This window comes from Caballeronia eucalypticola, from assembly GCF_047608185.1.
In the GTDB taxonomy this organism is placed as follows: Bacteria; Pseudomonadota; Gammaproteobacteria; order Burkholderiales; family Burkholderiaceae; genus Caballeronia.
The window spans coordinates 33,504-59,400 of record NZ_JBLKRU010000002.1 but is presented as its reverse complement, the minus strand read 5'-3'; the positions used below and the strand labels follow the sequence as shown (position 1 = coordinate 59,400).

Annotated in this window: 25 protein-coding genes and 1 tRNA gene; 17 read left to right on the top strand and 9 right to left on the bottom strand. The window is 60.2% G+C overall.

The genetic code is table 11. From position 1 onward, the window contains the following. Nucleotides 1-171: 171 nt before the first annotated feature. Complete coding sequence (locus ACMX25_RS02540) at nucleotides 172-1,545, bottom strand: hypothetical protein (RefSeq protein WP_414947993.1); 1,374 nt, start codon at nucleotides 1,543-1,545, stop codon at nucleotides 172-174. Between the two features lie 1,431 nt (nucleotides 1,546-2,976). Here ACMX25_RS02540 and ACMX25_RS02535 point away from each other — a divergent pair. The 3 genes from ACMX25_RS02535 to ACMX25_RS02525 all read left to right on the top strand — a co-directional run bounded on the left by ACMX25_RS02535 (nucleotide 2,977) and on the right by ACMX25_RS02525 (nucleotide 5,779). Continuing rightward, the gene (locus tag ACMX25_RS02535) at nucleotides 2,977-3,957 is read left to right on the top strand and encodes an ABC transporter substrate-binding protein (protein ID WP_414947992.1); all 981 of its coding nucleotides are present in this window, start codon (nucleotides 2,977-2,979) and stop codon (nucleotides 3,955-3,957) included. Nucleotides 3,958-4,046: 89 nt separating this feature from the next. Further along, nucleotides 4,047-5,021, top strand: coding sequence for an ABC transporter permease subunit (locus tag ACMX25_RS02530; protein WP_414947991.1), 975 nt, complete (start codon nucleotides 4,047-4,049; stop codon nucleotides 5,019-5,021). Further along, nucleotides 5,018-5,779, top strand: coding sequence for an ATP-binding cassette domain-containing protein (locus ACMX25_RS02525; protein ID WP_414947990.1), 762 nt, complete (start codon nucleotides 5,018-5,020; stop codon nucleotides 5,777-5,779). The genes ACMX25_RS02530 and ACMX25_RS02525 overlap by 4 nt, the downstream gene beginning before the upstream one ends. 65 nt (nucleotides 5,780-5,844) lie before the next feature. Here ACMX25_RS02525 and ACMX25_RS02520 read toward each other — a convergent pair whose 3' ends face one another. Then, nucleotides 5,845-7,074, bottom strand: coding sequence for an MFS transporter (locus ACMX25_RS02520; RefSeq protein ID WP_414947989.1), 1,230 nt, complete (start codon nucleotides 7,072-7,074; stop codon nucleotides 5,845-5,847). A 23-nt stretch (nucleotides 7,075-7,097) separates the two neighbouring features. Beyond that, nucleotides 7,098-8,207 carry an alkene reductase gene (locus ACMX25_RS02515; RefSeq protein WP_414947988.1) on the bottom strand — a complete coding sequence of 370 codons (1,110 nt, stop codon included), beginning with the start codon at nucleotides 8,205-8,207 and terminating at the stop codon, nucleotides 7,098-7,100. On the opposite strand from ACMX25_RS02515, the gene ACMX25_RS02510 reads away from it, so the two are divergent. From ACMX25_RS02510 to ACMX25_RS02485, 6 genes are all read left to right on the top strand, one after another. Further along, on the top strand, nucleotides 8,193-8,459 hold the full coding sequence (locus tag ACMX25_RS02510) for a hypothetical protein (protein ID WP_414947987.1): 267 nt from the start codon (nucleotides 8,193-8,195) through the stop codon (nucleotides 8,457-8,459). The two genes, ACMX25_RS02515 and ACMX25_RS02510, sit on opposite strands and share 15 nt — an antisense overlap. Then, entirely contained in the window at nucleotides 8,459-9,343 is an 885-nt protein-coding gene (locus ACMX25_RS02505) for a LysR family transcriptional regulator (RefSeq protein ID WP_414947986.1), read from the top strand. The genes ACMX25_RS02510 and ACMX25_RS02505 overlap by 1 nt, the downstream gene beginning before the upstream one ends. Nucleotides 9,344-9,488: 145 nt before the next feature. Next, nucleotides 9,489-10,661 carry a bifunctional 3,4-dihydroxy-2-butanone-4-phosphate synthase/GTP cyclohydrolase II gene (gene ribBA, locus ACMX25_RS02500; protein WP_414947985.1) on the top strand — a complete coding sequence of 391 codons (1,173 nt, stop codon included), beginning with the start codon at nucleotides 9,489-9,491 and terminating at the stop codon, nucleotides 10,659-10,661. 45 nt (nucleotides 10,662-10,706) lie between these two features. Beyond that, nucleotides 10,707-11,210: a 6,7-dimethyl-8-ribityllumazine synthase gene (gene ribH, locus ACMX25_RS02495; RefSeq protein ID WP_047896193.1), complete on the top strand. Its 504-nt coding sequence runs from the start codon at nucleotides 10,707-10,709 to the stop codon at nucleotides 11,208-11,210. After that, nucleotides 11,207-11,644 (top strand): transcription antitermination factor NusB, encoded by a 438-nt coding sequence (gene nusB / locus ACMX25_RS02490; RefSeq protein ID WP_213762568.1) that lies wholly within the window; start codon nucleotides 11,207-11,209, stop codon nucleotides 11,642-11,644. The genes ribH and nusB overlap by 4 nt, the downstream gene beginning before the upstream one ends. Nucleotides 11,645-11,664: 20 nt before the next feature. Continuing rightward, the gene (locus ACMX25_RS02485; protein ID WP_414947984.1) at nucleotides 11,665-12,867 is read left to right on the top strand and encodes a pyridoxal phosphate-dependent aminotransferase; all 1,203 of its coding nucleotides are present in this window, start codon (nucleotides 11,665-11,667) and stop codon (nucleotides 12,865-12,867) included. 103 nt (nucleotides 12,868-12,970) lie between these two features. On the opposite strand, the gene ACMX25_RS02480 is transcribed toward ACMX25_RS02485, so the two are convergent. Further along, nucleotides 12,971-14,149 carry a transglycosylase SLT domain-containing protein gene (locus ACMX25_RS02480; protein ID WP_414947983.1) on the bottom strand — a complete coding sequence of 393 codons (1,179 nt, stop codon included), beginning with the start codon at nucleotides 14,147-14,149 and terminating at the stop codon, nucleotides 12,971-12,973. Between the two features lie 649 nt (nucleotides 14,150-14,798). Here ACMX25_RS02480 and ACMX25_RS02475 point away from each other — a divergent pair. From ACMX25_RS02475 to ACMX25_RS02465, 3 genes are all read left to right on the top strand, one after another. Beyond that, nucleotides 14,799-16,406: a UbiD family decarboxylase gene (locus tag ACMX25_RS02475; RefSeq protein ID WP_414947982.1), complete on the top strand. Its 1,608-nt coding sequence runs from the start codon at nucleotides 14,799-14,801 to the stop codon at nucleotides 16,404-16,406. Then, nucleotides 16,403-17,425: an asparaginase gene (locus ACMX25_RS02470; RefSeq protein ID WP_414947981.1), complete on the top strand. Its 1,023-nt coding sequence runs from the start codon at nucleotides 16,403-16,405 to the stop codon at nucleotides 17,423-17,425. The genes ACMX25_RS02475 and ACMX25_RS02470 overlap by 4 nt, the downstream gene beginning before the upstream one ends. A gap of 88 nt (nucleotides 17,426-17,513) precedes the next feature. Further along, nucleotides 17,514-18,191, top strand: coding sequence for a LysE family translocator (locus tag ACMX25_RS02465; RefSeq protein ID WP_414947980.1), 678 nt, complete (start codon nucleotides 17,514-17,516; stop codon nucleotides 18,189-18,191). 10 nt (nucleotides 18,192-18,201) lie between these two features. Here the strand turns inward: ACMX25_RS02465 and ACMX25_RS02460 are convergent, their stop codons facing one another. Together ACMX25_RS02460 and ACMX25_RS02455 are read right to left on the bottom strand one after the other, a co-directional pair. Then, nucleotides 18,202-19,167 (bottom strand): threo-3-hydroxy-L-aspartate ammonia-lyase, encoded by a 966-nt coding sequence (locus ACMX25_RS02460; protein WP_414947979.1) that lies wholly within the window; start codon nucleotides 19,165-19,167, stop codon nucleotides 18,202-18,204. 235 nt (nucleotides 19,168-19,402) lie between these two features. Continuing rightward, nucleotides 19,403-19,723 carry a hypothetical protein gene (locus ACMX25_RS02455; RefSeq protein ID WP_414947978.1) on the bottom strand — a complete coding sequence of 107 codons (321 nt, stop codon included), beginning with the start codon at nucleotides 19,721-19,723 and terminating at the stop codon, nucleotides 19,403-19,405. Nucleotides 19,724-20,513: 790 nt separating this feature from the next. Here ACMX25_RS02455 and ACMX25_RS02450 point away from each other — a divergent pair. From ACMX25_RS02450 to trmB, 5 genes are all read left to right on the top strand, one after another. Continuing rightward, nucleotides 20,514-21,431 carry a Rossmann-like and DUF2520 domain-containing protein gene (locus tag ACMX25_RS02450; RefSeq protein WP_414947977.1) on the top strand — a complete coding sequence of 306 codons (918 nt, stop codon included), beginning with the start codon at nucleotides 20,514-20,516 and terminating at the stop codon, nucleotides 21,429-21,431. A gap of 281 nt (nucleotides 21,432-21,712) precedes the next feature. Beyond that, the gene (locus tag ACMX25_RS02445) at nucleotides 21,713-22,036 is read left to right on the top strand and encodes an EthD family reductase (RefSeq protein ID WP_414947976.1); all 324 of its coding nucleotides are present in this window, start codon (nucleotides 21,713-21,715) and stop codon (nucleotides 22,034-22,036) included. Between the two features lie 127 nt (nucleotides 22,037-22,163). Next, complete coding sequence (locus ACMX25_RS02440) at nucleotides 22,164-22,736, top strand: YggT family protein (RefSeq protein ID WP_414947975.1); 573 nt, start codon at nucleotides 22,164-22,166, stop codon at nucleotides 22,734-22,736. A gap of 83 nt (nucleotides 22,737-22,819) precedes the next feature. Next, nucleotides 22,820-22,893, top strand: a tRNA-Gly gene (locus ACMX25_RS02435). Nucleotides 22,894-23,013: 120 nt separating this feature from the next. Next, nucleotides 23,014-23,766 (top strand): tRNA (guanosine(46)-N7)-methyltransferase TrmB, encoded by a 753-nt coding sequence (gene trmB / locus ACMX25_RS02430; RefSeq protein WP_414947974.1) that lies wholly within the window; start codon nucleotides 23,014-23,016, stop codon nucleotides 23,764-23,766. A gap of 108 nt (nucleotides 23,767-23,874) precedes the next feature. Here the strand turns inward: trmB and ACMX25_RS02425 are convergent, their stop codons facing one another. The 3 genes from ACMX25_RS02425 to ACMX25_RS02415 all read right to left on the bottom strand — a co-directional run bounded on the left by ACMX25_RS02425 (nucleotide 23,875) and on the right by ACMX25_RS02415 (nucleotide 25,756). Continuing rightward, complete coding sequence (locus tag ACMX25_RS02425; protein WP_414947973.1) at nucleotides 23,875-24,708, bottom strand: undecaprenyl-diphosphate phosphatase; 834 nt, start codon at nucleotides 24,706-24,708, stop codon at nucleotides 23,875-23,877. An 81-nt stretch (nucleotides 24,709-24,789) separates the two neighbouring features. Further along, complete coding sequence (locus ACMX25_RS02420) at nucleotides 24,790-25,377, bottom strand: DUF1439 domain-containing protein (protein ID WP_414947972.1); 588 nt, start codon at nucleotides 25,375-25,377, stop codon at nucleotides 24,790-24,792. Nucleotides 25,378-25,441: 64 nt separating this feature from the next. Continuing rightward, complete coding sequence (locus ACMX25_RS02415; RefSeq protein ID WP_414947971.1) at nucleotides 25,442-25,756, bottom strand: YkgJ family cysteine cluster protein; 315 nt, start codon at nucleotides 25,754-25,756, stop codon at nucleotides 25,442-25,444. Nucleotides 25,757-25,897 lie beyond the last annotated feature (141 nt).

Genomic DNA, 25,897 nt, shown 5'->3' with positions numbered 1-25,897 from the left:
TCGGCTGTCTCCCGTCGCCTCAAAGCCAGGTCAGGGAATTCAAAAGCACACGCACTCCGCCCGGCGGAGCTTCCAGCACACCGATCAGACCGGTCGTGGATGGAAGCTCCATGGCGTCGCCTGGGCGAAAAGCGCTTCAATACAAAAAACCGCCCGAAGGCGGTTGGATGATTAACCCTTGGGGTTCGCTGCGATGAACGAAGCCAGCGCCGACTGCCAGCCATAGGCTTTGCCGCTGTTGTTGTAGAGGCCGTAGCCATCCGTGAAGTCGTACATCTCGTAAAAGTTAAAGCCGACCACTTGCGGCTGCGCGACCATCTGTGCCATTGCCTGATTGACGTATGCCACGCCGGTACTTGCCGAAACCGAAGTCGACGACTGGCCGATACCGCACTCGGAGAAGTAAAGAGGCTTCGTGCTGATCTTCGCGATGGACGTGAAGACGTTGTACGTGCCGCTAATTCCATACACCGATTCCATGTTGCCGCCGGTGTAGTAGTAGTGCCACGCGATCATGTCGAAGTTTGCCGGTGCCGTGGACATCGCCGAACCATTCGGCTGGGTGTTGCTCACGATCATTTGCAGGAAACCGAAATGGATATAAGCGATGCCGCCCAGCATTACCTTGGTCTTGCCGGTGGTGTCGACACTGCGGAAACCATTGCAGAGGCCGGCCTGGAAGGCGATGTACAACGGAGCGGTGGAATTGTAGTGCGACGGAAGATTGCCATCGACGTTGTTGTTCACGCAGGCAATATCCATCTCATTGCCCATCTCGATCACGGGCACCAGGCCAGCAAAGGTGTTCGCGGCCGCAACGCCCAACTGGTAGCCTTGGGTATAGGCGCTGGAGACCGAGGAACCCGTTGGCGTCGCAGCGACCACCGGCAGCACCGTGATGCCCTTCATGCCCGGGATCACCGTGTTGGCCAGCGTGGTCATGCCCGCCTGGTCATAGCAGTCCTGCCGGCACGTCTTCATCCCGTTTGCCGTCATCAACGCAACCTGCTGAGCCAGCGAAGTTGACTGATACAGGCCGCCCTGGATGTAATGGGCATTGATACCGTAGAACGGCAAGACGCCCGCAGCGGGAGTCGCCGGCGCTGCAGCGCCGATCGTCACGCTCAAAGAGGCCGATGTGGACGTACCGCCTGATTTCCCTGCCGCGACGCTGAAGGCCATCACGGTCAGCGTCTGGGCGCCCGTGAGCGTGCCCATCTTGACACTCGCGCTCCACTTCCCGCCAGAAGGCGTCACGTCGGAGCTGAGCTTGGTGCTGCCGCTATAGACCGCGACGTTGACCCATTGCGTGCCTGCGGTGCCGCTCACGGTGAACGTGGACGTTGCACTGGCATTCTGCGCGGGCGATGTGACCGCGAAGGCAGTCGTACTGCCCGTTGCAGCCTTCTGAGCATTGGCTTCGGCGCCGTCGACAGCAGCGCCGCTGCTATCAGTACCACCGCCGCCACATGCACTGACGAGCGGCGCAATGCAGCCAGCGATAAGACAACCTAGAACCTTGCGGCGCGCATTAAAATCGTTCATTTGGAATCCTTAGAATTTATCAAAAAGACGAGACACCTCAACGGCCAGGTCGTTATCCGTTCTGGCTGGTTTTGTGCGCCTGCAGTGAAGTAGCGAGCTTCGTGCTCGCCTGGAAGGTCAGACGGCCGGCATCTTCATCGTTTGCTCGACGGTAAAGGATGGATGCGGCTCTAAATTTTCGTTGTACTAACATCGCAAGTTTCTCCATCGCCGAGGGACCTCGACGAAAATGTTTGTGAAAAAGCACTCGGATCGACTACTTAGCGGTCGGACCAACACGAGCCCTTCCATCCCTCAGCCATGGATCTTGGTCACAGCCGATGCGATACGGCTTCGAATCCATCTAATTAGGGGTACTACCAAATCTCCCCGTTGCGGAAATCATTTCAATTTCCTTACCCCGGAGGTTTGCGTCACGCGCCCAGTACGGCGTACACAAATCCGGTTGTCGAATAGTCCGTGGGTGCCGTGACCGGGCTGACGGACGGGGATTTATGCACAAAGGAGCCTGCGCAGAACGTCGCGTGCGACGAAGGCGAACAACGGGACGACTGCTACATATCGATCACGCGGCCTTACAGATCTGCCGGCGATAATTCGCCAAGACGAACGGAGTTCGCCGTGCGCGGACCAGAGCGCTCGTCCTTTTATTTACCAGACAAATTAGTCAGTACTTCTTACTTGAATAAAAGGTTTTTGCGCTCGCACCTGCAATCTCGATGCTGAGCGGAATGTTACATTAAAGAAACGTTTTTAATCATTGATGACTCGATCCATCTTGTAACTTTCTGTGAGATATGGAAATAGTTACCTTATCATCCTGTTTTTAAGGGAATTTTTTCCCTATTTCCCGAAAAAAATGACGAAATATCAAAATTTGGCAGTAAATCTACAAAATTTATTTAGTCCGTATTTGTACGATGTTTCAGATTTGAATCAAATTTTATCAACAGCCTTTTCGAGCCAATACGGACCGGTAAGCGCCCGCAGCAAGGTCAATTCGACCGGTTTTCACGATTGCCGCATTGATGTTACCGAATGCCCCTTCTCACGATGTCCGCACGAACTTGTAAAACGACGACCGTCGCCTCTGGTTAGCCGGCGTTCGCATCCCGTCGAATTGCTTGAGCGCGTGGAACGGAATCAGCGGATCCCGTTTTGGAAATCCAGCTAGCGTCACGCATTTCGATCTGGGTCATGCCGAGGCCGCGCGAAGGGGTGGCTTGCACGTACGCTATCTGCGAGGTGAGCAACACTCCTTCATCAGCCGGATGACACCGAACATGCGCCGTCACCAGCGTTGCCATTCCATTCCAATAGTCACTGACAGCACTCGCGCTTATACTGCCGGACAACCGGTTGCCGTCGCCATGAAGCGTGCAAAACAAGTCGGGCGGCGCGAGTCGGACTCAAAAACTGGAGGAAGACAAAATGAAGCCTTTCGTTTCCCGCTGTACGGTTGCGGCCTCAACGATCATCGTTTGTTTGCTGTCCGGACTCGCGCACGCAGATGCTGCGCATCCAGTAATTGCTCTTCTGCCCGGCGTGGTTGATCCGTTCTACTTCACAATGCATCGCGGCGCGGAACGGGCGGCCAAGGAAGAGAAAGTCGAGTTGCTGTTCCAGGTTCCCAAAGCGTGGAACACCAGTGAGCAAGTGCCTATCCTCAAGGCGTTCATCGCCAAGCATCCTGACGTACTGCTGATTTCGCCAGTCGATAAACAACAACTGATTGGACCGCTGAAAGAGGCCGCGGACGCCGGCATCAAGGTCATTACCGTCGACACCTATATCGGCGATGGACACTATCAGACGGGCAAGGGCGACGCTGATTTCCCGCTCTCGTATATTGCTTCGGACAATCTCGAAGGCGGCCGGGTCGCAGCACGCGCGCTTGCTAAAGCGATAGGCGACAAAGGCACGGTTTATTGCGAGAACAACAAGCCGGGGATATCAAGCACCGACGCGCGTGCCGAAGGTTTCGCCGACGAGATGAAGAAGCACCCCAACGTCAAAGTGCTGCAAACGCTGTACAACGAGGACGATGCCAACCAGGCCGCTGCGCACGTAGCGGCGGTGTTGGCGCGCAATCCGGACCTTGCGGGCGTGTTCGGCGCGAATACATTCTCGGGCAGCGGCGCGGCTCAGGGCGTAAAGGCGGCGGGCAAACAAGGCGTCGTCAAGGTGGTCGTATTCGATGCTGTGCCGGGCATCGACAAGCAAATCAAGAGTGGCCTCGTCGATATCGCGATTGCGCAGCGTCCGGATGAAATTGGTTATTACGGCGTCAAGTACGCCGCCGATGTCATTCACGGCAAGAAGATTCCCACCCTCAAGAGCACGGGTTTCGAGGTTCTCGATAAGAACAATATCGACAAGCCCGACATGCAGCAATACATCTACTCGAACTAGCCGCAACAGAATGGCTTAATCGATAGATCGTCTCCACCGCGTGCGCCTCCGCGCACGCGGATTCTGCTCATAACAACGCGGATAACTCCATGGATAACTCGCGTCTCGACAAGATCGCGCTGATTACCAAGCTATGGCCGTGGCTGTTCCTGGCCGCCCTGCTCGCCTTCTTCGAGGTGTATGCGCAGATCTCGGCTCATCGGTCATTTCTTTTTAACGCCTACAACCTGCAATCGATTGGTCTTGCCGCCGCCGCTCCGCTGTTGCTCGCCATCGGCCAGACCTTCGTGATCATCACGGCTGGCATCGATCTGTCGGCGGGTTTCGTGATGGGACTCGCGGCCGTCTGCGTCGCGCAGTTCACGCTGTTCGGCAGCGGCTCGCCATGGATCCTGTTCGTGTCCATTCCGCTCACGATTGTGGTTTGCCTGATTCCCGGGCTGGTCAACGGCGTGCTGATCGCGTGGCTTGGCGTGCCGGCGTTTATCGGCACGCTCGGCATGTATGGCGTGGCGCGCGGTGCAGGTTTTCTCGCGGCCGGCAGCGGCATGACCGTGTCGGTGGACAACACAGGTCTTGCGTGGCTCGGCGCCGGGTGGACGCCCGTGGTGCTGACCGGAATGCTGCTGGTGATCATGCATCTGTTGTTATCGAAGACGCGCTTCGGGCAGTACACCTACGCAATCGGCGGCAACCCGCAGTCGGCCGTGCGTGCGGGCATCAACGTCAAACGTCACTTGCTGGTCGTGTACCTGATCGCCGCCGCGTTCGCCGCGGTCGGCGGGATCATCTATACCGCGCGTTTCGCCGCAGGCGCTGCCAATGCCGGCGAGCCGATGTTGCTCGATTCGATCGCCGCTGTCGTGATCGGCGGCGCGAGCCTGTTCGGCGGCACCGGCAATGTGATCGGGACGCTGATCGGCGCGCTGATCATCGCGGTGATCCAGTTCGGACTGGTGTTCGTCGATGTCAACGCGTTCTGGCAATTCATCGTGGTGGGTATTGTGATCATCCTGTCGGTACTGATCGATCAATACAAGGACCGCCTCGGAGGCGCTCAATGACCACGCCGATCCTTGAAGTGCGCGACATCTCGATCCGCTTTGGCGGCGTGGAGGCGCTCAAGCACGTTTCATTGCAATTGCTGCCGGGCGAAGTGCTGGCGCTCGCCGGCGACAACGGCGCAGGCAAGTCGACGCTGATCAAGATCATTTCCGGTGTCTACCGGGCCGATCAAGGCGAACTGCTGTTCGACGGCGCGCCGTTGCAGTTGCGCGATCCGCAGGATGCGCGCGCTCGCGGGATCGAGACGATCTATCAGGACTTGGCGCTGGCCGACAACCTGGACGTTGGCAGCAATATCTTCCTGGGCCGCGAACCGCTACGCCGGCAACTCGGCTTTCAGGTCATCGACCGGCCGCGTATGGCGCAGGTCGCGCGCGAAGTGCTGAAGCGTCTCGACATCGTGATTCCCGAGCGCAAGCTTGGCGGTCCCGTGAAGATGCTATCGGGCGGACAGCGACAAGCCATTGCCATTGGCCGCGCCATCTATTGGAACGCCCGCGTGCTCATCATGGACGAGCCCACCGCCGCGCTGGGCGTGCCCGAGCAGCGCAAGGTCATGGAGTTGATATCGACGTTGAAGGCCGAAGGTGTCGCCGTTCTCCTGATCTCGCACAATCTGCATGACATCTTTGCAATCGCCGATCGCATTGTCGTGCTGCGGCGTGGCGAAGTGGCCGCGGAGCGGCCAGTCCAGCAAACCAATGGCGATGAAATCGTCCACCTGATGGTCGGCGATACCTACGTGAGCCCCGGATAGACGGGACATCGAAAGCAACGAACCTATAACCGTTCGCCATGGTGCCGGAGGACTTCATGCATCGATCAGGCAGCAGCGCAAGCCAGCTTCCGCTCCTGCACCGCAAGCCTCCGGATGACAACCGTCAGGACAAACGCTGCTATTTCACAAGCAGCAGCGGTCCAGCCAAGATCGCTGACCGATGTAAGACTCAATGTGAGTGAACCCAGCGCGGCGCCGAGCGAAAAGCCGAGATACATGAACGAAGCGTTCAGCGACAAGGCAATCGGCGCTCCACGCATGCCCGCGATGCTGATCAGCCCCGCTTGCTGCGCCGGGTAAAACGACCAGTGCGCCACGCCCCAGGCCACCACGCCCAGCAGGATGGGGACCAATGCCATCGACGCCGGCAACCAGTGCGCGCTTGCCGACATCATCGAGAAAGCGAGGATCGACACAATCAGGCACGGGACGATCACGCGGCGCGGGCCAACGCGATCCACAGCCTTGCCGCCGATGAACACACCAACCGCCGCCGCGACGCCCCACGTGAATAGGACATAGCCAATCTGCGCGCCATGCAACGGCGTCGTCTTGGCGATGAACAGGGCAAGGAAGGTGTAGATCGTGTAGGCGCCCATCGCCCAGAGCGTGGTGACAAGCAAGGTCATCAGGATGACTGGCTGACGTGCGACATGGATACGTTCGCGCAGCGTGGCGGACGGCAATCCTGCGCCGATCGTGCGCGGCAAGCCGAACAACAATCCAGCCGTAGCCATCGCGGACAATGCAGCGACGCCCGCAAACGTCATGCGCCATCCAAGCCTGTCACCGATCAGCGCGCCAAGCGGCACGCCGAACGCCACCGCGATCGTGATGCCGCCGTTGACGATAGCCAGTGCTGTACCACGCCGTTCCGGACCGGCGATAGCGCCCGCCAGGGCATTCGCGCCGGGAACGTACAAACCGGCAGCCGCGGCGAGCAAGACGCGAGCCGCCATCAATTCCCAATAATTCTGGGCGCCCCACGCAATCAGGTTAGCCAGCGTGAAGGCTGAAAGCGACAGGATCATCAGCGTTCGCCGATGAAACCCGCCAGTCAGAGCCGTCAGGACCGGCGAACTGAACGCGTAGGCCAAAGCAAACACGGTCACCAGCTGACCCGTGGCAACGATGCTGGTGTGCAGGTCTGCCGCCATGTCGGGCAGCAGGCCGGCGATCATGAAGCTCTCGGTGCCGACTGCGAAGGTACCGAGGGCCAGCCAGTAAAGCGGCGCAAGCGAAATGCGTGCGCCCGTCGAGTGAGTCGAGGTCATCACATGCTCCGCTTATGTTTCGCTTAAGCTGCTACCAGGTCCTTGTCATAGAACGGATAGTCCGTATAACCGACATCGGTACCGCCGAAGAAACTGGGGCGGTCATACGGATTCAAGGGCAACTGGCGGCGCAAGCGTTCGGGCAGATCCGGATTGGCGATGAAGTCGCGGCCAAATGCAACCAGGTCGGCATCGCCCGCCTGCAAGATGGCTTCGGCCGTTCCGCTCTTGAAACCGCCGGCAGCGATGATGATTCCCTTGTAGTGCTTGCGAATCAGTTGCGCGGCAACCGGGTTCTGGTCCTTGCTTTCGTCATCCACGTTACCGAGTACGCGCGGCTCGATCAGGTGCAGATACGCCAGATTCAGCTTGTCCAATTCTTCCGCTACATAGCTGAAGAGCGCTTCGGGATTGCTGTCGGACATGTCGCCCCACGTGCCGCTCGGGCCAAGGCGCACGGCCACACGTTCGCTGCCCCACACCGAGATGACGGCTTGAGTCGCTTCGATCAAAAAGCGCGCACGGTTTTCGAACGAACCGCCGTAGATATCGGTGCGCTTGTTGCTGCCGTCCTGCAGGAACTGGTCGAACAAGTAGCCGTTGGCGGCGTGCAGTTCAACGCCATCGAAACCGGCCTGCTTGCCGCGAATGGCTGCGGTGCGGAAGCTCTCGACCAGATCGGCGATCTCGGGAATGGTCAGCGCGCGGCTCGGCGTGTTCGGGACCCAGCCCGCTTCGGTGTAGGCAACGCCGCCATGCAACACGGCGGAAGGTGCCACCGGCACGGCGCCGCCCGGCTGCAACTGGCTGTTGGACTGGCGTCCAGCGTGATAAAGCTGCAGGAAGATGCGGCCGCCTTTAGCGTGCACGGCGTCCGTCACCACCTTCCAGCCGGCGATCTGACTATCGTCGTACAGGCCGGGCGCGCCCAGGTAACCGTTGCCGTTGGCCGCAGCGATGGTCGCTTCGCCAATCAGGAAGCCGCCCTGTGAAGTACGTTGTGCGTAGTACTCGGCCATCAACGGGCCGGGTTTCGCGCCGTCTTCGGCACGCATGCGGGTGAGCGGCGCCAACACGACGCGATGGGAAAATTCAAAAGGACCGACGTTGATGCTGGAATGAAGTTTGGACATGATTTCCTCAAGATTCAGTGGCTGTTGAATGTTGATCAGCAGCGGGTTTTTGACCTTGAGGAGAGTGTATGGACTGTCCGGGAAAAGAAAAATGGGCTAAGGTTCCGAATATATTGGACTAAAATGTCCGCAATCGAGCGGGTCGCCGTAGCGTTGCCCATCGATGCCGCCTTCTTCGGACCCAAGAAAATCACGCTCAGGTATCGGGCATATCGGATGAATATGTCTGCAATTGCTTTCGGGATGCGTTGATGGATAGCCTCAGCGGCATTTCGATGTTCGTGCAGGTCGCGGAGACCCGCAGTTTTACCGAGGCGGGACGATTGCTGGGCGTATCGTCGTCGGCGGTCGGCAAGAGCATTGCGCGCACCGAGGAACGCTTGGGCGTTCGGCTCTTTCACCGCAGCACGCGTAGCGTCACGCTCACAGCCGAAGGTGCCTTGTTCCTGGAGCGGTGCCGGCGCATTCTGGGCGAAGTCGAAGCGGCGGAAGCCGAACTGTCCGGCGCGGTGGGCAGTCCTCGCGGAAGGCTGCGGATCAGCACGCCGCAACTGTCCGGGTTGTTCATGCCGATGCTGGACGGCTTCATGAAGCAATACCCGGACATCGAGATCGATGTCGATTTCTCCGATCGCATGGTGGATATCATCGAAGAAGGTTTCGATGCCGTCATTCGCACGGGCGAGCAGCTTGACTCGAGGCTGATATCGCGGCGCCTGGGTTCGTGCGGACAGGTAGTGGTCGCCTCGACCGGATATCTCAAGCAACATGGTGTTCCCGCGCATCCCTCCGAACTCGTTCAGCACGCTTGTTTGCTGCATAAATTTCCCGCCAGCGGCAAGCTGGAACGCTGGCCCTTTCGGCTTGCTGAATCGGAAGCGGAGCCGGAGTTACCGCAAACCTTCGTCAGCAATACCATCGAAGTCCTGGGCTTTCTCGCGCTTCAGGACAAGGGCCTGGCCCTCCTGCCAACCTTCCTCGTGCGGGATGCGCTGGCGAGCGGCGAGCTGCAGATCGTGCTGGGTGATTTCATCGACCAGACCGTCACCTTCTGGATCTTGTGGCCGGCAAGCCGTTACGCCTCGCCGAAGCTGCGGGTTTTTATCGATTACGTGAGTGAGAATTTGCGGATTTAGGTTGGGGGAGGTTTGACGCCGCGTGTGTGGCATCCCGCCAATAACCAGCCAGATGGCCAACACCAGCGCAAAACCGGCAAAACCAGCGCGTTGACATCGGCGGTGGCGTAAAATACGCCCTTTCTCGCACCGGACGACCAACGCTATGACGCTCGCCTCCACTCCAGAGATCATCGCCGAGCTGAAGGCTGGCCGGATGGTGATCCTCGTCGACGAAGAAGACCGCGAAAACGAAGGTGATCTCGTCATCGCCGCCGATTTCGTCACGCCGGAAGCGATCAATTTCATGGCGCGCCACGGCCGTGGACTGATCTGCCTGACTCTCACGCAAGACCGCTGCCGCCAGCTGAACCTGCCGCTGATGACACAGCGAAACGGCACCCAGTACGGGACGGCGTTCACGGTGAGCATCGAGGCAGCCGAAGGCGTGACCACCGGCATCTCCGCCGCAGACCGCTCACGCACCATTCAGGCGGCGGTCGCGCACGACGCAAAAGCCGAGCATATCGTCCAGCCGGGTCACGTATTTCCGATCATGGCGCAACCGGGCGGCGTGCTGGTCCGCGCCGGGCATACGGAAGCGGGCTGCGACCTGACGGCAATGGCCGGCCTGACGCCAGCGTCGGTGATCTGCGAAGTGATACGCGACGACGGCGAAATGGCCCGGTTGCCTGATCTGATCGAATTCGCCGAGCTGCACGGCATTCGTATTGGCACGATCGCCGACCTGATTCACTACCGCTCACGCACGGAATCGATTGTGGAGCGCGTCGCCGAACGCACCATGCAAACGGCGCATGGCGCGTTTCGCGCGGTGCTGTATCGCGATCAGCCAAGCGGCTCGCCGCATATTGCGCTGGTGCGCGGGCAGCCGTCACCGGATCGGGAAACGCCGGTGCGCGTGCATGAACCGCTGTCGGTGCTGGATCTGCTCGAAGTGGACTCGTCCACGCACTCCTGGACGCTGGACGCAGCAATGAAGGAAATTGCGGCCCGCGACCTGGGCGCCATCGTGCTGCTCAATTGCGGCGACACGAAAGAGCATCTCGTCGATGTCTTCCAGGCGTTCGAGCGCGAGGACAAAGCGGCCGAACTTAAACGCCGCCCAATCGATTTCAAGACCTACGGCATCGGTGCGCAGATCTTGCGCGAACTGGGCGTGGGCAAGATGCAGGTGCTGTCGAATCCTCGCAAGCTCGGCAGCATGTCGGGTTACGGTCTCGAAGTGACCGGGTTCATCCCCATGCCGGGTTGTCCCGCCACGAGTTCCACGGAATCGGCAGATCCCGCTTCCATCGCCCATTTACGCTCGGTCTGACCCGCGCCAACCACCACACTGCATCACACTGAAAACGGATAAATAATGGAAATCGGACAATACCAACCGAACCTCGACGGCGACGGATTGCGCATCGGGATCGTGCAATCGCGTTTCAACGAACCGGTCTGCAATGGCCTCGTGGATGCTTGCACGGAAGAACTTGAACGGCTCGGCGTGATTGGTGAAGACGTGTTGCTCGTCACCGTGCCGGGCGCACTCGAAATTCCGCTGGCACTTCAAAAGCTGGCTGAATCGGGTCAGTTCGATGCGTTGATCGCGCTTGGCGCCGTGATTCGTGGCGAAACGTACCACTTCGAGCTGGTATCGAATGAAAGCGGCGCGGGCATTTCCCGTATCGCACTGGACTTCGGCACGCCGGTCGCGAATGCAGTCCTGACGACCGAAAACGACGAGCAAGCTGTTGCCCGCATGACGGAAAAAGGCCGCGACGCTGCACGCGTGGCGGTGGAAATGGCGAACTTGTCGGTCGCGCTGGAACAGCTCGGCGGTGACGATGAAGACGAAGACGACGAGGACCGTGCATGAAAAGCGCTCGACGACGCTCGCGCGAACTCGCGACACAAGGGCTTTACCAATGGTTGCTGTCGGGCGCGCCCGGCGGCGAGATCGACGCGCAGTTGCGCGGCGCGCAAGGCTTCGACAAAGCCGACCAGGAACATCTGGACGCCATCCTGCACGGCGTGATCAAGGAAGCGGACATCATTTCCGCCGAACTCCAGCCGTGCCTCGACCGTCCGCTCGAACAGCTTTCACCAGTCGAACGCGCGGTGCTGATGGTCGCTGCGTTCGAGTTCAAGCATCACCTGGATATTCCTTATCGCGTGGTGATCAATGAGGCAATCGAACTGACGAAGACGTTCGGCGGCTCCGACGGCCACAAATACGTGAACGGCGTGCTCGATAAACTCGCCGTCCAGTTGCGGCCAACGGAAGCGCAAGGCCGCGGGCAACGCAGCTAAGCAGACGGTTTCTCCTATTCATGAACTTTGCAAAAGAACCGTTGAACGCAGCCATCCGATACGCCGCCCGCGTAGACGCCATCGAGCCGTTCTATGTCATGGAACTGGCAAAAGAAGCGCAGGCGCTCGAACGCGCGGGCCGCAGCATCATTCATATGGGTATCGGCGAACCGGATTTCACGGCGCCAGAGCCGGTGATCGCGGCCGCCACCGACGCCTTGCGCCGCGGCGTCACGCAATACACGAATGCGCTCGGCCTGGCTTCGTTGCGCGAGGCTATTTCAGCTCACTATCGCGACACGTTCGGGCTCAGTGTCGATCCGGCGCGCATCGTGGTGACAGCGGGTGCATCGGCGGCATTGCTGCTGGCGTGCACCGCGCTGGTCGATCGCGACGACGAAGTGCTGATGCCCGATCCGTGCTACCCGTGCAATCGCCATTTCGTGGCGGCCACCGAAGGCCGTCCGGTCCTGATCCCAAGCGGTCCGGCCGAGCGGTTCCAGTTGACGGCCGCTCAGGTCGAAGCGCATTGGACATCCGCCACGCGCGGCGTGCTGCTCGCGTCGCCGTCCAATCCGACCGGCACGTCCATTGAACCCGCCGAACTGGCGAAAATTGTCGACGTCGTGCGTGCGCACGGCGGTTTTACGATCGTCGATGAGATTTATCAGGGCTTGAGCTACGACGCGAAGCCCATATCAGCGCTTTCGTTAGGCGATGACGTGGTCACGGTGAACAGCTTTTCGAAGTACTTCAACATGACTGGCTGGCGGCTCGGCTGGCTTGTAGTGCCGCCAGCGATGGTCGCCCCCATGGAGAAGCTCTCTCAGAACTTGTTTATTTGCGCGTCGGCGCTGGCGCAGCACGCGGCGCTGGCATGTTTTGAACCGGCGACGCTCGCCATTTATGAATCCCGGCGCTTGGAATTCGGACGCAGGCGGGATTTCATCGTGCCGGCGCTGCGTTCGCTTGGTTTCGAAGTGCCCGTTGTGCCGGATGGCGCGTTCTACGTTTATGCCGATACGCGCCACGTCGCGCATCCCGCAGCCGGCGACAGTAACGCGTTGACGCGTTCCATGCTGCATGACGCCGGCGTGGTGCTCGTACCCGGTACCGATTTCGGCTTTCATGCACCGCAGGATTATATTCGGCTGTCTTATGCGACGGCGTACTCGCAGCTTGAAGAGGCGGTGCAACGGCTGGGAACGCTGTTTCGGGTTTGATCAGAGGGAAGAAAATCGAAAAGCCGTTCCAACGCGAGTTGGAACGGCTTTTTTGTGTTTCCTCTGCAGCTTGAGTGTCCTGCTTCTGCTGACAACCTGACTTTTAAGCGCCGAATTCCGTCGATGCTACATGCTTCGCTTGCGCGTCTGCGTCGTCGGTCTCGTTGTGGTCGCTGGCTTGCGGCGTAGACGATTTGGCCGGCGCCGTAATCGCCGGAGCACCGGCAAGCGTCACGTGCACGCGTTTTTCGGTTGTTCCAGAAGCTGACGACGAAGCCGACGCCACCACTTGCTTCGGCGCAGACGGCACTGGCACTGGCGCCGGCGGCGTGATGATCGGCACATTGCGGCCGCGCGCTACATCGCGCAGACGTGAACGTTCTGCCAACACCTTCGCGCCGTATCCGCCGTCGTCCTGTGCTGTCGAACCCACGTAGAAACGCAAGCCACCCGCCACCGAACCGCCACGCGCGATGCAATCCTTCAGCACCAGCGCGCCAACCTTGATATTCGCGAGCGGCTCAAGCGCGGCATGCGAACCACCGAAGTACTCGAATTTGTCGGAATGAACCTTCGACATCACCTGCATCAACCCTTGCGCACCCACACCGCTTTCAGCATACGGATTAAAACCCGATTCGATTGCCATGACGGACAGCAGGAGCAGAGGATCGAGGCCGACCTCACGGCCGGTATCGAAGGCCGCTTTTACGAGCTCGCTGACCGGCTCTTGCGCCACGTGGTAACGCCGCGCAATGAAATTCGCCACCAGGTTCTGCTCACGATCCGACACGAGCACGCGATCGTCGCGGGCATCGGCAACTACCTTCTGCGATGAAATCGCGCTGGCCAGCGTCGAAACGCTTGGCAACGTGCGGGGATCGAGCCCATTTGGCGATACGGCAAGACTCAGGCCGCCGGTGAGCTTACGAGTGCTGTCGTCGTCGGTGGCTGCGGCGCCCAGCGAGGTGGTCTCGGCGGTGCCGTTAGTGCCATTACGCAGTTCCTCTTCGCGCTGATGACCGAGCGCAAACGGGGGAAAAGGTTGTCCGGAGAGCAACCGGGCCGGCCCCGCTTGTACCGCGGCCGAGACGAGGGGCATGAGTTTGGCGGCGAAGGACCCGCGCCAGGCTGGCAGCAGCCAAAGTGCGAGCGCGGTCACGACAGCAGCACAACCGACCAAGCTAAAAACGGTAAGACTCATGTGTTTGGCGCGACGCAGCATAGCGCGTAGATGAAGCGCCAGGCGAGCGTCGGGACGCCACGACAACCAAGCATTCATTGGATGGATCTCCCAAATTGCATGATTTCCGCAGATGAAAACCCGAAAAACTGGGCCACCACGCAGAAATCGACACCGCCAGCCCTGGGTTAGCCACGAGCGGTATCGGGAAAACGGCACAGACCGTTGGGGAAACCTGACCGGAACATTACGTTTCCGGGTACGCGCAGCACGAAGGACATGCTGGGGCGCGCACACAGGTCACCACGCGAAAAACCGGCGAAGAAGAGCGCCGGCAAGAAAACCAAAGCCTTGATTCACCGAACTAATCGGTGCAGGCGACGCGTCGCGTCATATCAAAAGACCTGAGGCAGTGGTAAAAAGTTTCAATTGGTGTTGTCAATGCCAAAGGATTTTAGCAGGCTCAAATGATCCGTCAATGCTGGTAAATGTAAAAGCTATTACTTCCAGTAATTATGAACAGTGTTCAGGATGGCTAGAGCGGCCTGCGAAGCCACTTTCCGGCGGAAACGCGGGAATTGTGCCGTTGTGTGCTATGACGTACCGACATCAACACAGGTAAAATCGACAATCGCCCGCGCGCGAAAGTTCCTCATATGAATTTTGGACCGCGCCATCAGCGCTCTGCCGCCCCGAGCGCAGACCGCGCTTCCCGCTGCCCCTCTCTTAGGCACCTTCCCACTAGCCGATGAAATACAAAGATCTGCGCGACTTCACTGCCCGCCTCGAAACGCTCGGCGAATTGCGCCGCATCAGCCAACCGGTCTCGCCCGTCCTTGAAATGACCGAACTCTCCGATCGCGTGCTGCGTTCGGGCGGTCCGGCTTTGCTGTTCCAGGCACCGACAGGCCACACCATGCCCGTGCTGGCCAATCTGTTTGGCACGCCGCGGCGCGTGGCGCTTGGCATGGGTATCGAGACGGAAGCGCAGGAGACAGCCGATCCCAGTCTTCTCAGCGATAAAGCCGCGCTCGAGTCGTTGCGCGACGTGGGCCGGTTGTTGTCGGCGCTAAAGGAACCCGAGCCGCCGAAGGGCCTGAAGGACGCGGGCAAGTTGCTGTCGCTGGCGAAAGCCGTCTGGGACATGGCGCCGAAAACGGTCAGCTCGCCACCCTGCCAGGAGATCGTGTGGGAAGGACAAGACGTTGATCTGGCGCGCCTGCCCATTCAGACGTGCTGGCCGGGCGACGCCGGTCCACTCATCACGTGGGGACTGACGGTCACGCGCGGCCCGAACAAGACGCGTCAGAACCTTGGCATCTATCGGCAGCAGCTGATCGGGCGCAACAAATTGATCATGCGCTGGCTCGCGCATCGGGGCGGCGCGCTGGATTTTCGCGAGTTCGCGCTCGCCAATCCTGGCAAACCGTATCCGGTGGCGGTGGTGCTCGGCGCCGATCCCGCCACTATTCTCGGCGCCGTGACGCCGGTGCCGGACTCGCTCTCCGAGTATCAATTTGCCGGGTTGTTGCGCGGCGCAAAAACCGAGCTGGCGAAATGTCTCACGCCGGGGGTGGATACGTTGCAGGTGCCCGCGCGCGCGGAGATCGTGCTCGAAGGCTTCATCTATCCGCAGGATGGTCCTGTTCCGCCGCTGCCCGCCGGCGCGCCGCCGCGACCCACCAATAGCGCGTCTTCGAAGTACGAACACGCGCTCGAAGGTCCGTACGGCGACCATACTGGCTATTACAACGAACAAGAGTGGTTCCCGGTCTTCACAGTCGAGAAGATCACCATGCGTCGCGACGCGCTCTATCACTCTACGTATACAGGCAAACCGCCCGACGAGCCGGCCGTACTCGGCGTCGCGCTCAACGAAGTGTTCGTGCCGTTGCTGCAAAAGCAGTTCACCGAGATCACCGACTTTTACCTGCCGCCCGAAGGTTGCAGTTATCGGATGGCGATCGTACAGATCAAGAAAAGTTACCCCGGCCACGCGAAGCGCGTGATGTTCGGCGTCTGGAGCTTCCTGCGGCAGTTCATGTATACGAAGTTCATCGTGGTGGTGGACGACGATGTCAATATCCGCGATTGGAAGGAAGTGATCTGGGCCATCACCACGCGCATCGATCCGTCGCGCGATACGGTTCTGGTCGATAACACCCCGATCGACTATCTCGATTTCGCGTCGCCGAAGGCAGGGCTGGGATCGAAGATGGGGCTCGACGCCACCAACAAATGGCCCGGTGAGACGGACCGCGAGTGGGGCCGGCCGATCACGATGGACGATGCGGTGAAACGGCGCGTCGATGCGCTATGGGATGAAATCGGCTTTTCCGGAGGGAAGCGCTCATGAACGTTGCTGCGACGGTTTATCGTGGGGATCTGGTTGAAAACACGCACGCCGCGCATGTGGCGGTCGTCGATGCCGAAGGCCGGTTGATCTACGCGTTCGGTGATCCGTCACGCATGACGCTTGCGCGCTCGGCGGCGAAGCCGGCGCAAGCGCTCGCGGTGCTGGAAACGGGCGCGCTGGACCGCTTCGGTTTCGACGACGCCGATCTCGCTCTGATGTGCGCATCGCATAACAGCGAGCCGCGCCACATCGAGCGCACGCGCGCCATGCTGGCAAAGGCGCAGGTCACCGAAGCCGATCTTCGATGCGGCGGCCACGCGCCTCTGTCGGACGCGGTCTGGAAAGAGTGGATCAAGCGTGACTTCACGCCAACCGGCGTCTGCAGCAATTGCTCGGGCAAACATGCCGGCATGCTGGCGGGCGCGCAGGTGTTGGGCGCCGCCGTTCGCGACTACCACTTGCCTGAGCATCCGCTGCAGGTTCGGGTGAAACGCACCGTTGCCGAGCTCTGCGACCTGCCGGACGATGGCGTGCATTGGGCCATTGATGGCTGTAATCTGCCGACGCCCGCCTTTCCGCTGGATCGGCTCGCCCGGCTTTTCATGAAGATGGCGCACGCGAATGCTGAGGTTGAAGACACGCCGCGCTCGAAAGCCCTGGCCCGAATCTACCGCGCGATGACGACCTACCCGGAACTCGTCGCGGGCGACGGCCGTTTCTGTACCACGTTGATGCAAGCATTCGGCGGCGATCTGGTGGGCAAAGTAGGCGCCGATGCAAGTTATGCAATCGGTGTGCGTGGCACCGCTACGCGCGGATCGCTGGGCATCGCGGTCAAGGTCGAAGATGGGAACACCGCCGTGCTTTACGCAATCGTCACGCATGTGCTGGCGCAACTCGACATCGGCCACGAAACGCAGCGCGCGCAACTCGCCGCCTACAGCAATCCGCCGATGCGCAACACGATGGGTATTGAGACCGGACGGCTGGTCGTATCTGTGCCGCTTGAACGCGTCTAGTGCTACCCCACACGCAACAGCAAGATGAAAACGTGAAGCCGGACAACCGGCTTCGCTCAATATAAAAAGATCAAGAAGGAAAGCCGGGATGCACGTGTTGTCATTGCTGTCTGATGGATTTTTTCTGTCGTTGTCGCTGTGTCTGGATATTGGTATTGCAAACGTCGCGGTTATTTCGCTAACGCTTTCCCACGGCTTCAAGCCGGGCATGATGATCGGCCTCGGCACCTGTTTCGGCGATCTCGTCTACGCAGCGCTCGCACTCGCGGGCATGGCTGCATTACTCCAGTTCGATACCGTGCGCTGGGTCGTATGGATAGGCGGCGCAATCGTACTGCTCTTCCTGACCTTCAAAATGGCACGCGAAGCGCTCTTTCCGGCATCGGCGCCGCCAGTCGCGGGGGAACCGGATCTTGTCCCTACAGCGCGGCCCTCTCATCTGCGCAGCTTCACGCGTGGCATGCTGCTCGCGGTTTCGTCACCCAGCGCCATCCTCTGGTTCGCCGCCGTGGGTGGCGCACTGATCGCGAAAGCCGGCGCAACCGGCCCGGCGAGCGCGTCGGTGTTCCTCATTGGCTTCTTTTGCGGCGGCCTTGCCTGGACGCTTTTCATCTGCACGCTCGCCAGCCACGGTCGCAAACGCGCAGGAACGGCGCTGCTGCGCGCTTGCCATGTGTTATCTGCGGTGCTGTTCGCGTACTTTGCGTACAGCGTGATCGTGAACGGTTATCACGACCTGATCCTCAAGGGCGCACAGACGTTATGACGTCAGGACATCAAGCCAGGAACTGAGCGAGTCGCGCCAGATCGACGTTGCCGCCGCTGATGATCACGCCCACGCGCTTGCCCTTCACCGGCACGATGTTCTGCAACACGGCGGCCGCAGCCAGACAACCCGTTGGCTCAACGACCATCTTCATGCGCTGCGCGAAGAACTTCATGGTCTGCACGAGCTGGTCGTCGCTGACGGTGACGACCCTGTCCACGTAGCGCTTCAGAATGGGAAAGTTGTATTCACCCACGTGGGTGGATGCGGCGCCGTCGGCAATCGTGCGTGGCACTTCTATATGGACAATCTCGCCGCGTTCGAGCGATTGTTGTGCGTCGTTACCGGCCTCCGGCTCCACGCCAATCACCGTGCATGACGGACTCAACTCCGCCGCCGCCAGCGCGCAGCCGGCGAGCAAACCTCCGCCACCCAGGCACACGAACAGATAATCCAGCGGCCCGGTTTCTTCGATGAGTTCTTTCGCCGACGTCCCCTGCCCCGCAATCACATGCGGATGGTCGTAGGGTGGAATCAGCGTCATGCCGCGCTCTTGCGCAAGCCTCGCGCCAATTTCCTCACGATTCTCGGCGTACCGGTCGTACGTAATCACTTCGCCGCCGTAACCGCGCGTTGCCTCCATCTTCGCGGCCGGCGCGTCCTCCGGCATGATGATGGTCGCCTTGATGCCAGCGATACGCGCCGACAACGCAATTGCCTGCGCGTGATTTCCTGATGAATAGGTCAGGACGCCGGCCTGGCGCTGAGACTCGGAGAAATGCGAAATCGCGTTGAACGCGCCCCGAAATTTGAAAGCGCCCATGCGCTGGAAGTTCTCGCATTTGAAGAACAGGTTCGCGCCAGTGAGCGCGTCTGCAGTGCGGGAAGTCATCACGGGCGTACGATGCGCAGCGCCAGCAATTCGTTCTGCGGCGTCGGCGACGTCGGCGTAGGTGGGAGCGGGAAGGATTGACATCGAGACTCAAGGGCGGCGGTTGAGGAATGCCTATTGTCCCAGCATCGTGGAGTCTTTGGAAAGCTGGCCAAATGGCCGACGCTGCCGGCTTCATGCGTGCCGCGCGGTGAGCGCGGTCGGCGTGATTGAACAAACCCACGCAAAAAGAAACAGCGCAACCCGGTTCCATGCCGGCGTTGCGCTGTTTTCCAGCCAATCCAATAATCAGCAAGCCGATCCGGTCATGCCGCGAATCTTAATGGCGCCAGCCGCCATAACCGCCGTGATAACCGCGATATCCGCCATGGTATCCGTACCCATAACCGCCGCGATAATGACCGCGATAATACGGACCACCGCCGTAATACCCGCCCACCACAACGGGCGGTGGCGCATAAACCACGGGCGGCGCGGCGTACACCGGGCCTGGTGCGTAATACACGGGCGGCGGCGGAGCGGCATAAACCGGATAAGCCGGCACCCCGATGCCGATACCCACCGAAACGTGCGCCTGCGCGGCGCTGACAACGCCAACACCAAGCGCGGCGGCAGTTAGAATCTGGACGATCTTTTTCACTTTTATTCTCCGTACCGCAGTCCGGTACGCACGACCGGCTACCGCAGCGACATGCCTTCAATGTAGCTAAAAACCCTGAATCCCACCTTAAGCATTTGTTGCAAATTGCAATATCTACAGTCCTAGGAATGGGTTTTGTCTGCCGAATTTCAAGCGGGCGGATAACCGCGCCAGCCTTGGCGCACAGGCTTAACGAGACGGATTAAGGGTTTGCTGAGAAAGCGGCTGTCAGATTGCCGGAGTCCTGCGCCCTTTCCGCCTGTCACCAAAGTAATGATTCATTACACTTTGCTTTTAGCGCCTGAAAAAATGAAAGCCCCGCCGACCTGAAAGCGTCGAGCGGGGCATGTTTGAACTGTTTTCAAACTCAGACGGTTCTATCTCTTGGAGCGCGGTCGCAAACCTCCGCTCAACCCACCTTTACGTAGGCGAATTCGCGAGTAACGCTGGGCGGCACGTACGCGCCACTTATCTTCACCCGTGGCGTAAGACGCTTGCGCTGATCCCACCACTGCCGGCGATGTGTCTGGCTGAGAAAACGCAGATGTTTCCGATACGCAAAAATACTCATGGCGACCCCCAAACGTTGCAAAACAAGCAGTGGCGCACATCGGCCAAATGACCAACCCTGACTATTCAGGCCCGATATAGCAGCTTGCTCGAGCCTCGCAAAACCGTTGGCGGCGGCGCCCTGTGCCATCTTTTATGGCACCAACGCCGTTGCGCGATACTTCATCTTGCGCCGCGAGCGCGAACCGCGCATCGCAACGAATGTTATGGAGCAACAACCGTGCCTTTTTCAACGACACCCCGTCTGGGCTTCGTCGGCGCCGGCCGCCTCGCGCGCTGCCTGGCGGCCGTCTGGTCCCGCGCGGGTTATCCAGTCACCGCAGTAGCGAGCCGATCGGCGGCATCGGCACGTGAATTCGCCGGCGAATTGCCCGAATGCCTGGTCGCCGATGACGCCAGCGCCGTTGCACAACACGCCGATATCCTATTTTTAACCGTTCCCGACGACGCCATCGGTGCGACGGCGAACGCTTTGCGACTGGATCATGCCCATGGCGGTGCAAAAGCGGTCGTGCATTGCAGCGGCGCCACGCCCGTCGATGTCCTCGCCGCAGCCCGGGCGCAGGGCGCGGATATCGGCGGATTTCATCCGTTGTTCCTGTTTGGCGGCCTGCCGAGCGACCAGACGCGCATTGTGGGCTGTTCTGTCACGATCGAAGCGAGCGGGCCCTTGCGTGACACGCTGACCGCGTTGGTCGAGGCGCTCGGCTGTCATCCGTTGTCGATCCCGCCGGGCGGCCGCCTGCTCTATCACGCCGCCGCGCACTACGCGGCGAGCTTTGCGCTGTGCTCGCTGTCGGAGACGGTCACGCTCTGGAAAGAATTGGGGTTCGACGAGGACGACGCGTTGCGCGCAATCCTGCCGATGCTCGCCGGCACTATCGAAACCGCGCGTGAAAAGGGTTTGCCGGGTGCGCTTGCCGGCCCGGTGTCGCGCGGCGACGCGAGCATTGTTGTCAGGCAACTGGCGCTGCTGCAAGACCTCGGCGGCGATCACGCCGCCCTCTACGCTCTGCTCACGCGGCGCGCGGTCGCGCTGGCCAAACGGCGGACGTCGCCACCGCCTGCGGAAGCACTGGACGCGATGTCACACGCCATCGAAGTCGTGTTGAACGCGATCGGACCGAGCGCCGTTTGATTGCCCTGATCAGGGCCGCATGACAGGCCGTTTGGGGGCACCCGTACGCCGGTGTACGCCAAGCGGCACAAGGCGTCACCAAGCCATGCTATCGTGATGCCCGGCGCGCCAGTGTGGCAAAGCCGCCGAGGGTTCGGGCACGGGCAGGAAGCGAGCAACATGAGCTCCAACCCGCGTTTTTGGAGCCGGGTTCAGAACGTGGACCGTACGTTGATCCAGGCGAAGCTCCGGCTTCGGCCGCCGCCCTCGACGCCAACCCATTCCAGCTACGAGAACGAACAATGATCAAGGTGAGCTTTTTTTATCCGTATGGCGAGAATGCGCCCTTCGACATCGACTACTACTGCACGAGCCACATGCCGTGGGTGGCCGGTTTGCTGGGCAGCGCGTTGAAAGGCTGGTCGGTCGATGCAGGCCTCGCGGGCGGCGCGCCGGGTTCAACGCCCACATATATTGCGGCGGGCCACCTGCTGTTTGATTCCGTCGATGCCTTTACCACCGCGGTCTCGCCACATGCGAAAGCCTTCTCCGCGGACATCGAGAACTATTACCCGGACGGCGTTGCGCCGGTCGTGCAGGTCAGCGACGTGCGCGCCGCCAGCTGACCGGCCGTTGCTGATTTATTGCTAATTTATTGATAAGGCCGGGCGGTTTCCGTCGCGGCTTTGCCAGGCCCTCGTATCACCTCGCGCGGCCATGAACGCCGCGCTTTTGCCTTGAAAAGGATTTGAGATGTTCGGCGAGATCGCCCGTTTTCTACTCAACACAATCTTCACGTTGTTCGGCGCTGCGCTGTTGCTGCGCGCCTGGATGCAGGTCGTCCGCATGCCGCCGTACAACCCGGTGTCCAACGCCGTGATGCAAGCCACGAACTGGCTCGTCCTGCCGTTGCGCAAGATCCTGCCGGCGTCAAAGACCATCGACTGGGCGAGTATTGTCGCGGCGGTCCTTGCGGCGGTGGTATTCGTGATCCTGCTGGTCCTGCTCGCGGGCGTCGATCCCGCCGGACTCGTGCCCATGCTGCCCACGCTGTTGCTGGTCGCGGTAATCACCGTCATCAAATGGGCGCTGAACCTCATCATCTGGATGACGATCCTGATGGCGTTGCTGTCATGGCTCAATCCGCAATCCCCGGCCATGCCGCTGCTGTACCAACTCACGGCGCCGTTTCTCGAGCCGCTGCGGCGCGTGTTGCCGCGCATGGGGGGTATCGACTTGTCGCCTATCCTGCTGTTCGTGATCGTTCAGGTACTGCTGATGGTCGTGACGCGGCTGGCCGTGACCATGACCATGTTCGGGGTGTGATATCGGTGGTGGCGGCCTTAAGCAGCTGTCGATCCGGGTTAAGTTGCGGTAGACGCGGTATTCCGCGTAAAATCGCGGTCTCTGCGGGCGTCGTATAATGGTAATACCCTAGCTTCCCAAGCTAGAGCCGTGGGTTCGATTCCCATCGCCCGCTCCAGTTTTCGTTCACAAAAAGCCGCCTTCCAAAAGGCGGCTTTTTGATTTACAGCAGCACCAGGTTTGCCTCGCGTTGGTTTGCCGCAAACTCCGCTCAACCTCAAAACCCGCGTCCTTTCCGATGATCCACGATCCCACTCCCAACCCAGACGAGACCAACGAAAGCGACGAAGCCGCCGACAGCGCGGACGCGACCAGCACGCTTCGTCATCGGCGGATTCGGAGCTTCGTCACGCGTGCGGGGCGGGTATCCACGGGACAGCGTCGCGCACTCGATGAATTCGGTCCGCGTTTTGTCGTGCCCTACGCGCCGCAGCCGCTCGACTGGGACGCCGCGTTTGGGCGCCATGCGCCGCGGGTGCTGGAGATTGGCTTCGGTATGGGCGGGACGACGGCGGAAATCGCGTCGGCACGTCCCGGCGACGACTTCCTCGGCATCGAGGTGCATGAACCGGGCGTGGGCGCGTTGCTGAAACTGATCGGTGAACAAGCGCTGACCAACATTCGCGTTGTCCAGCACGACGCCGTGGAAGTGCTCGAACATATGATCGCGGCAGACAGCCTCGATGGCGTCCACATCTATTTCCCCGATCCATGGCACAAGGCACGTCACCATAAACGCCGGCTGATCCAGCCGAAGTTCGTGGCGCAGTTGGTGTCGCGGCTGAAGCCGGGCGGGTATATCCATCTAGCCACTGACTGGCAGAACTATGCCGAACAGATGCTCGAGGTATTGTCGGCGGAGCCGGCGCTGGAAAATACAGCCGGCTCGGATTACGCGCCACGTCCCAACTATCGGCCTGTGACCAAGTTCGAGCGGCGCGGCTTAAAGCTGGGGCACGGCGTTTGGGATCTCGTGTTCAAGCGCCGCTGAACGACACCAACGAAAAAACAGGCCGTTCCAACTCACGTTGAAACGGCCTGTTTTGGTATGCGCTTGCGGACTTTTAGACCTTGCCCCAAGGGCAAGACAACATCGAAATCAATCCGCCCAACTCAACCCGCCGCTATATCCCACGATCAGGATCAGCAGCCCAAAGCCGATCCGGTACCACGCGAAAGCCGTGAAATCGTGCGTGGCGACGTAGCGCAGCAACCATCGAATACATATAAATGCGCTGACAAAAGCAGCCAGCAGCCCGACGATAAACAAGCCCACCGAATCGACGGACAGCGTACGCCAATCCTTCGCAAGCTCGTAAAGCGTGGCGCCGAAGATAATCGGAATGGCGAGGAAGAAGGAAAACTCGGTAGCAACTTTACGTTCCAGCCCGAATAACATCCCGCCGATAATCGTTGACCCCGAACGCGACGTGCCGGGAATCAGCGCGAAGCATTGGGCGAGACCGACCTTGAAGGCATCGGCGTAAGAGAGATCGTCCACCGACGTCACCCGCGCCGCGACATTGCGCTCGCGATGCCGCGCTTCCGCCCACAGGATCACGACACCGCCCACGATCAGCGCCACGGACACCGGCACAGGCGCAAACAACACGGCTTTGATGTGCTTTTCGAACAGCAGGCCGAGCACAACTGCCGGAATGGTCGCGATGATCACGTTCAGCGTGAACCGGCGCGCCTTGGGCTGCGTGGGCAAGCCGGCGACGATCGAGCCGATCTTGCGCCGGTATTCCCAGACGATCGCGAGAATCGCGCCGAACTGGATCACGACGTCGAAGGTTTTCGCCTGAGCGTTCGTGAAATTCAGCAGACTGCCCGCAACAATCAGGTGTCCCGTACTCGATACCGGCAAAAACTCAGTCAAACCCTCCACCACACCCAGAATCAGCGCTTTGCAAAACAGAATCCAGTCCATCGCTCCGCCCTTTTGGCATAGTCTGGCCGTCGCCAGCCAATCGTTCGGGCACGCGCGTCCTGGGATTGCGTCGGGAAAATACTACTTCTCGACGATCTGCACACGTATGCCGTTTGTAAGGACGGTGATTGTACCGGGTTCGTAGGTAACACCGGCAAACTGTAATTGTTCTGGCTTGAATGTGTAGATTGGGTAACGGTCCAGGAACTGCGTCGCCATGACCGCGCCGACCGCGTTGATCTGCTGGGTATATTGCGCAGCATCGCCGGAAACCTGGACATCGTCGACATTCGGCGACATCAGGACGACCGAATGACTCGGGGCATCGTAAGCAAGCTGACTGGAAAGAGTAAACACGCCGGTCACCGGATTCGGCATGAACGGCGTGGCAAGCCGTGCGTCCAGCCGAATGGTCACCCGGTTGCGATCGGGCGAGAGACCCACTAGCGGATTGCTCAGCATGACATCGAAGATCTGCGAGGCCGTGCGCTGCAGCGGAAACTTGCGCTGCACCGCGTCCTGGACTTGCGCCTGGCTGAACGTGTAGTGATCGGGGATGAACGGAAATATCGCGGCGGCGCATCCCTGGGTTCCTAGCGCCACCGCACTCGCGCCGCCAAGGGCAACGAGCAGGAACCGGCGCCGCTTCGGCGCAACGGCTTGATTCATGCGAAATTCTCCGGTGACTTGAATCTGAACTTGGATTTGGATTTGAAACTGAGCGTTCGACCGGCTAAGCGCGCTCAGGTTGCTTATCGGGTCGCTTATCAGGTTGTGTATCTGCTTCGAGTTGCGTGAGCCAGGCCAGCGCGTAAGCACGCGTGTCGCCGCACATGGACTCCGATGGCTGCAGGCCCGAGCAGCACGCCGGCCTGCGCGGATCGCCGAAAATCGCACAGCGCAGATCCTCCCCAAGCTGGACGCAGCGCACGCCGGCCGGCTTGCCGTCGGGCATGCCGGGAATCGCGCTCGAGATGGACGGCGCAATGCAGCAAGCGCCGCAGTTTTCGCGGCACGCGTGGGCCGGGTTCAGATCCTGGATGAGCATTGGTTCGGCAGTTCGGGCACATGCGACGCCGCATGCAATACATTACGCAACCCGGCATTGTGCCACCGCGGGACTGCGGCGTTATCACGCAAGAAACAGGGGTATGGGTCCGCTAGACTCGAAGCACCCTGTCCGAGTCTG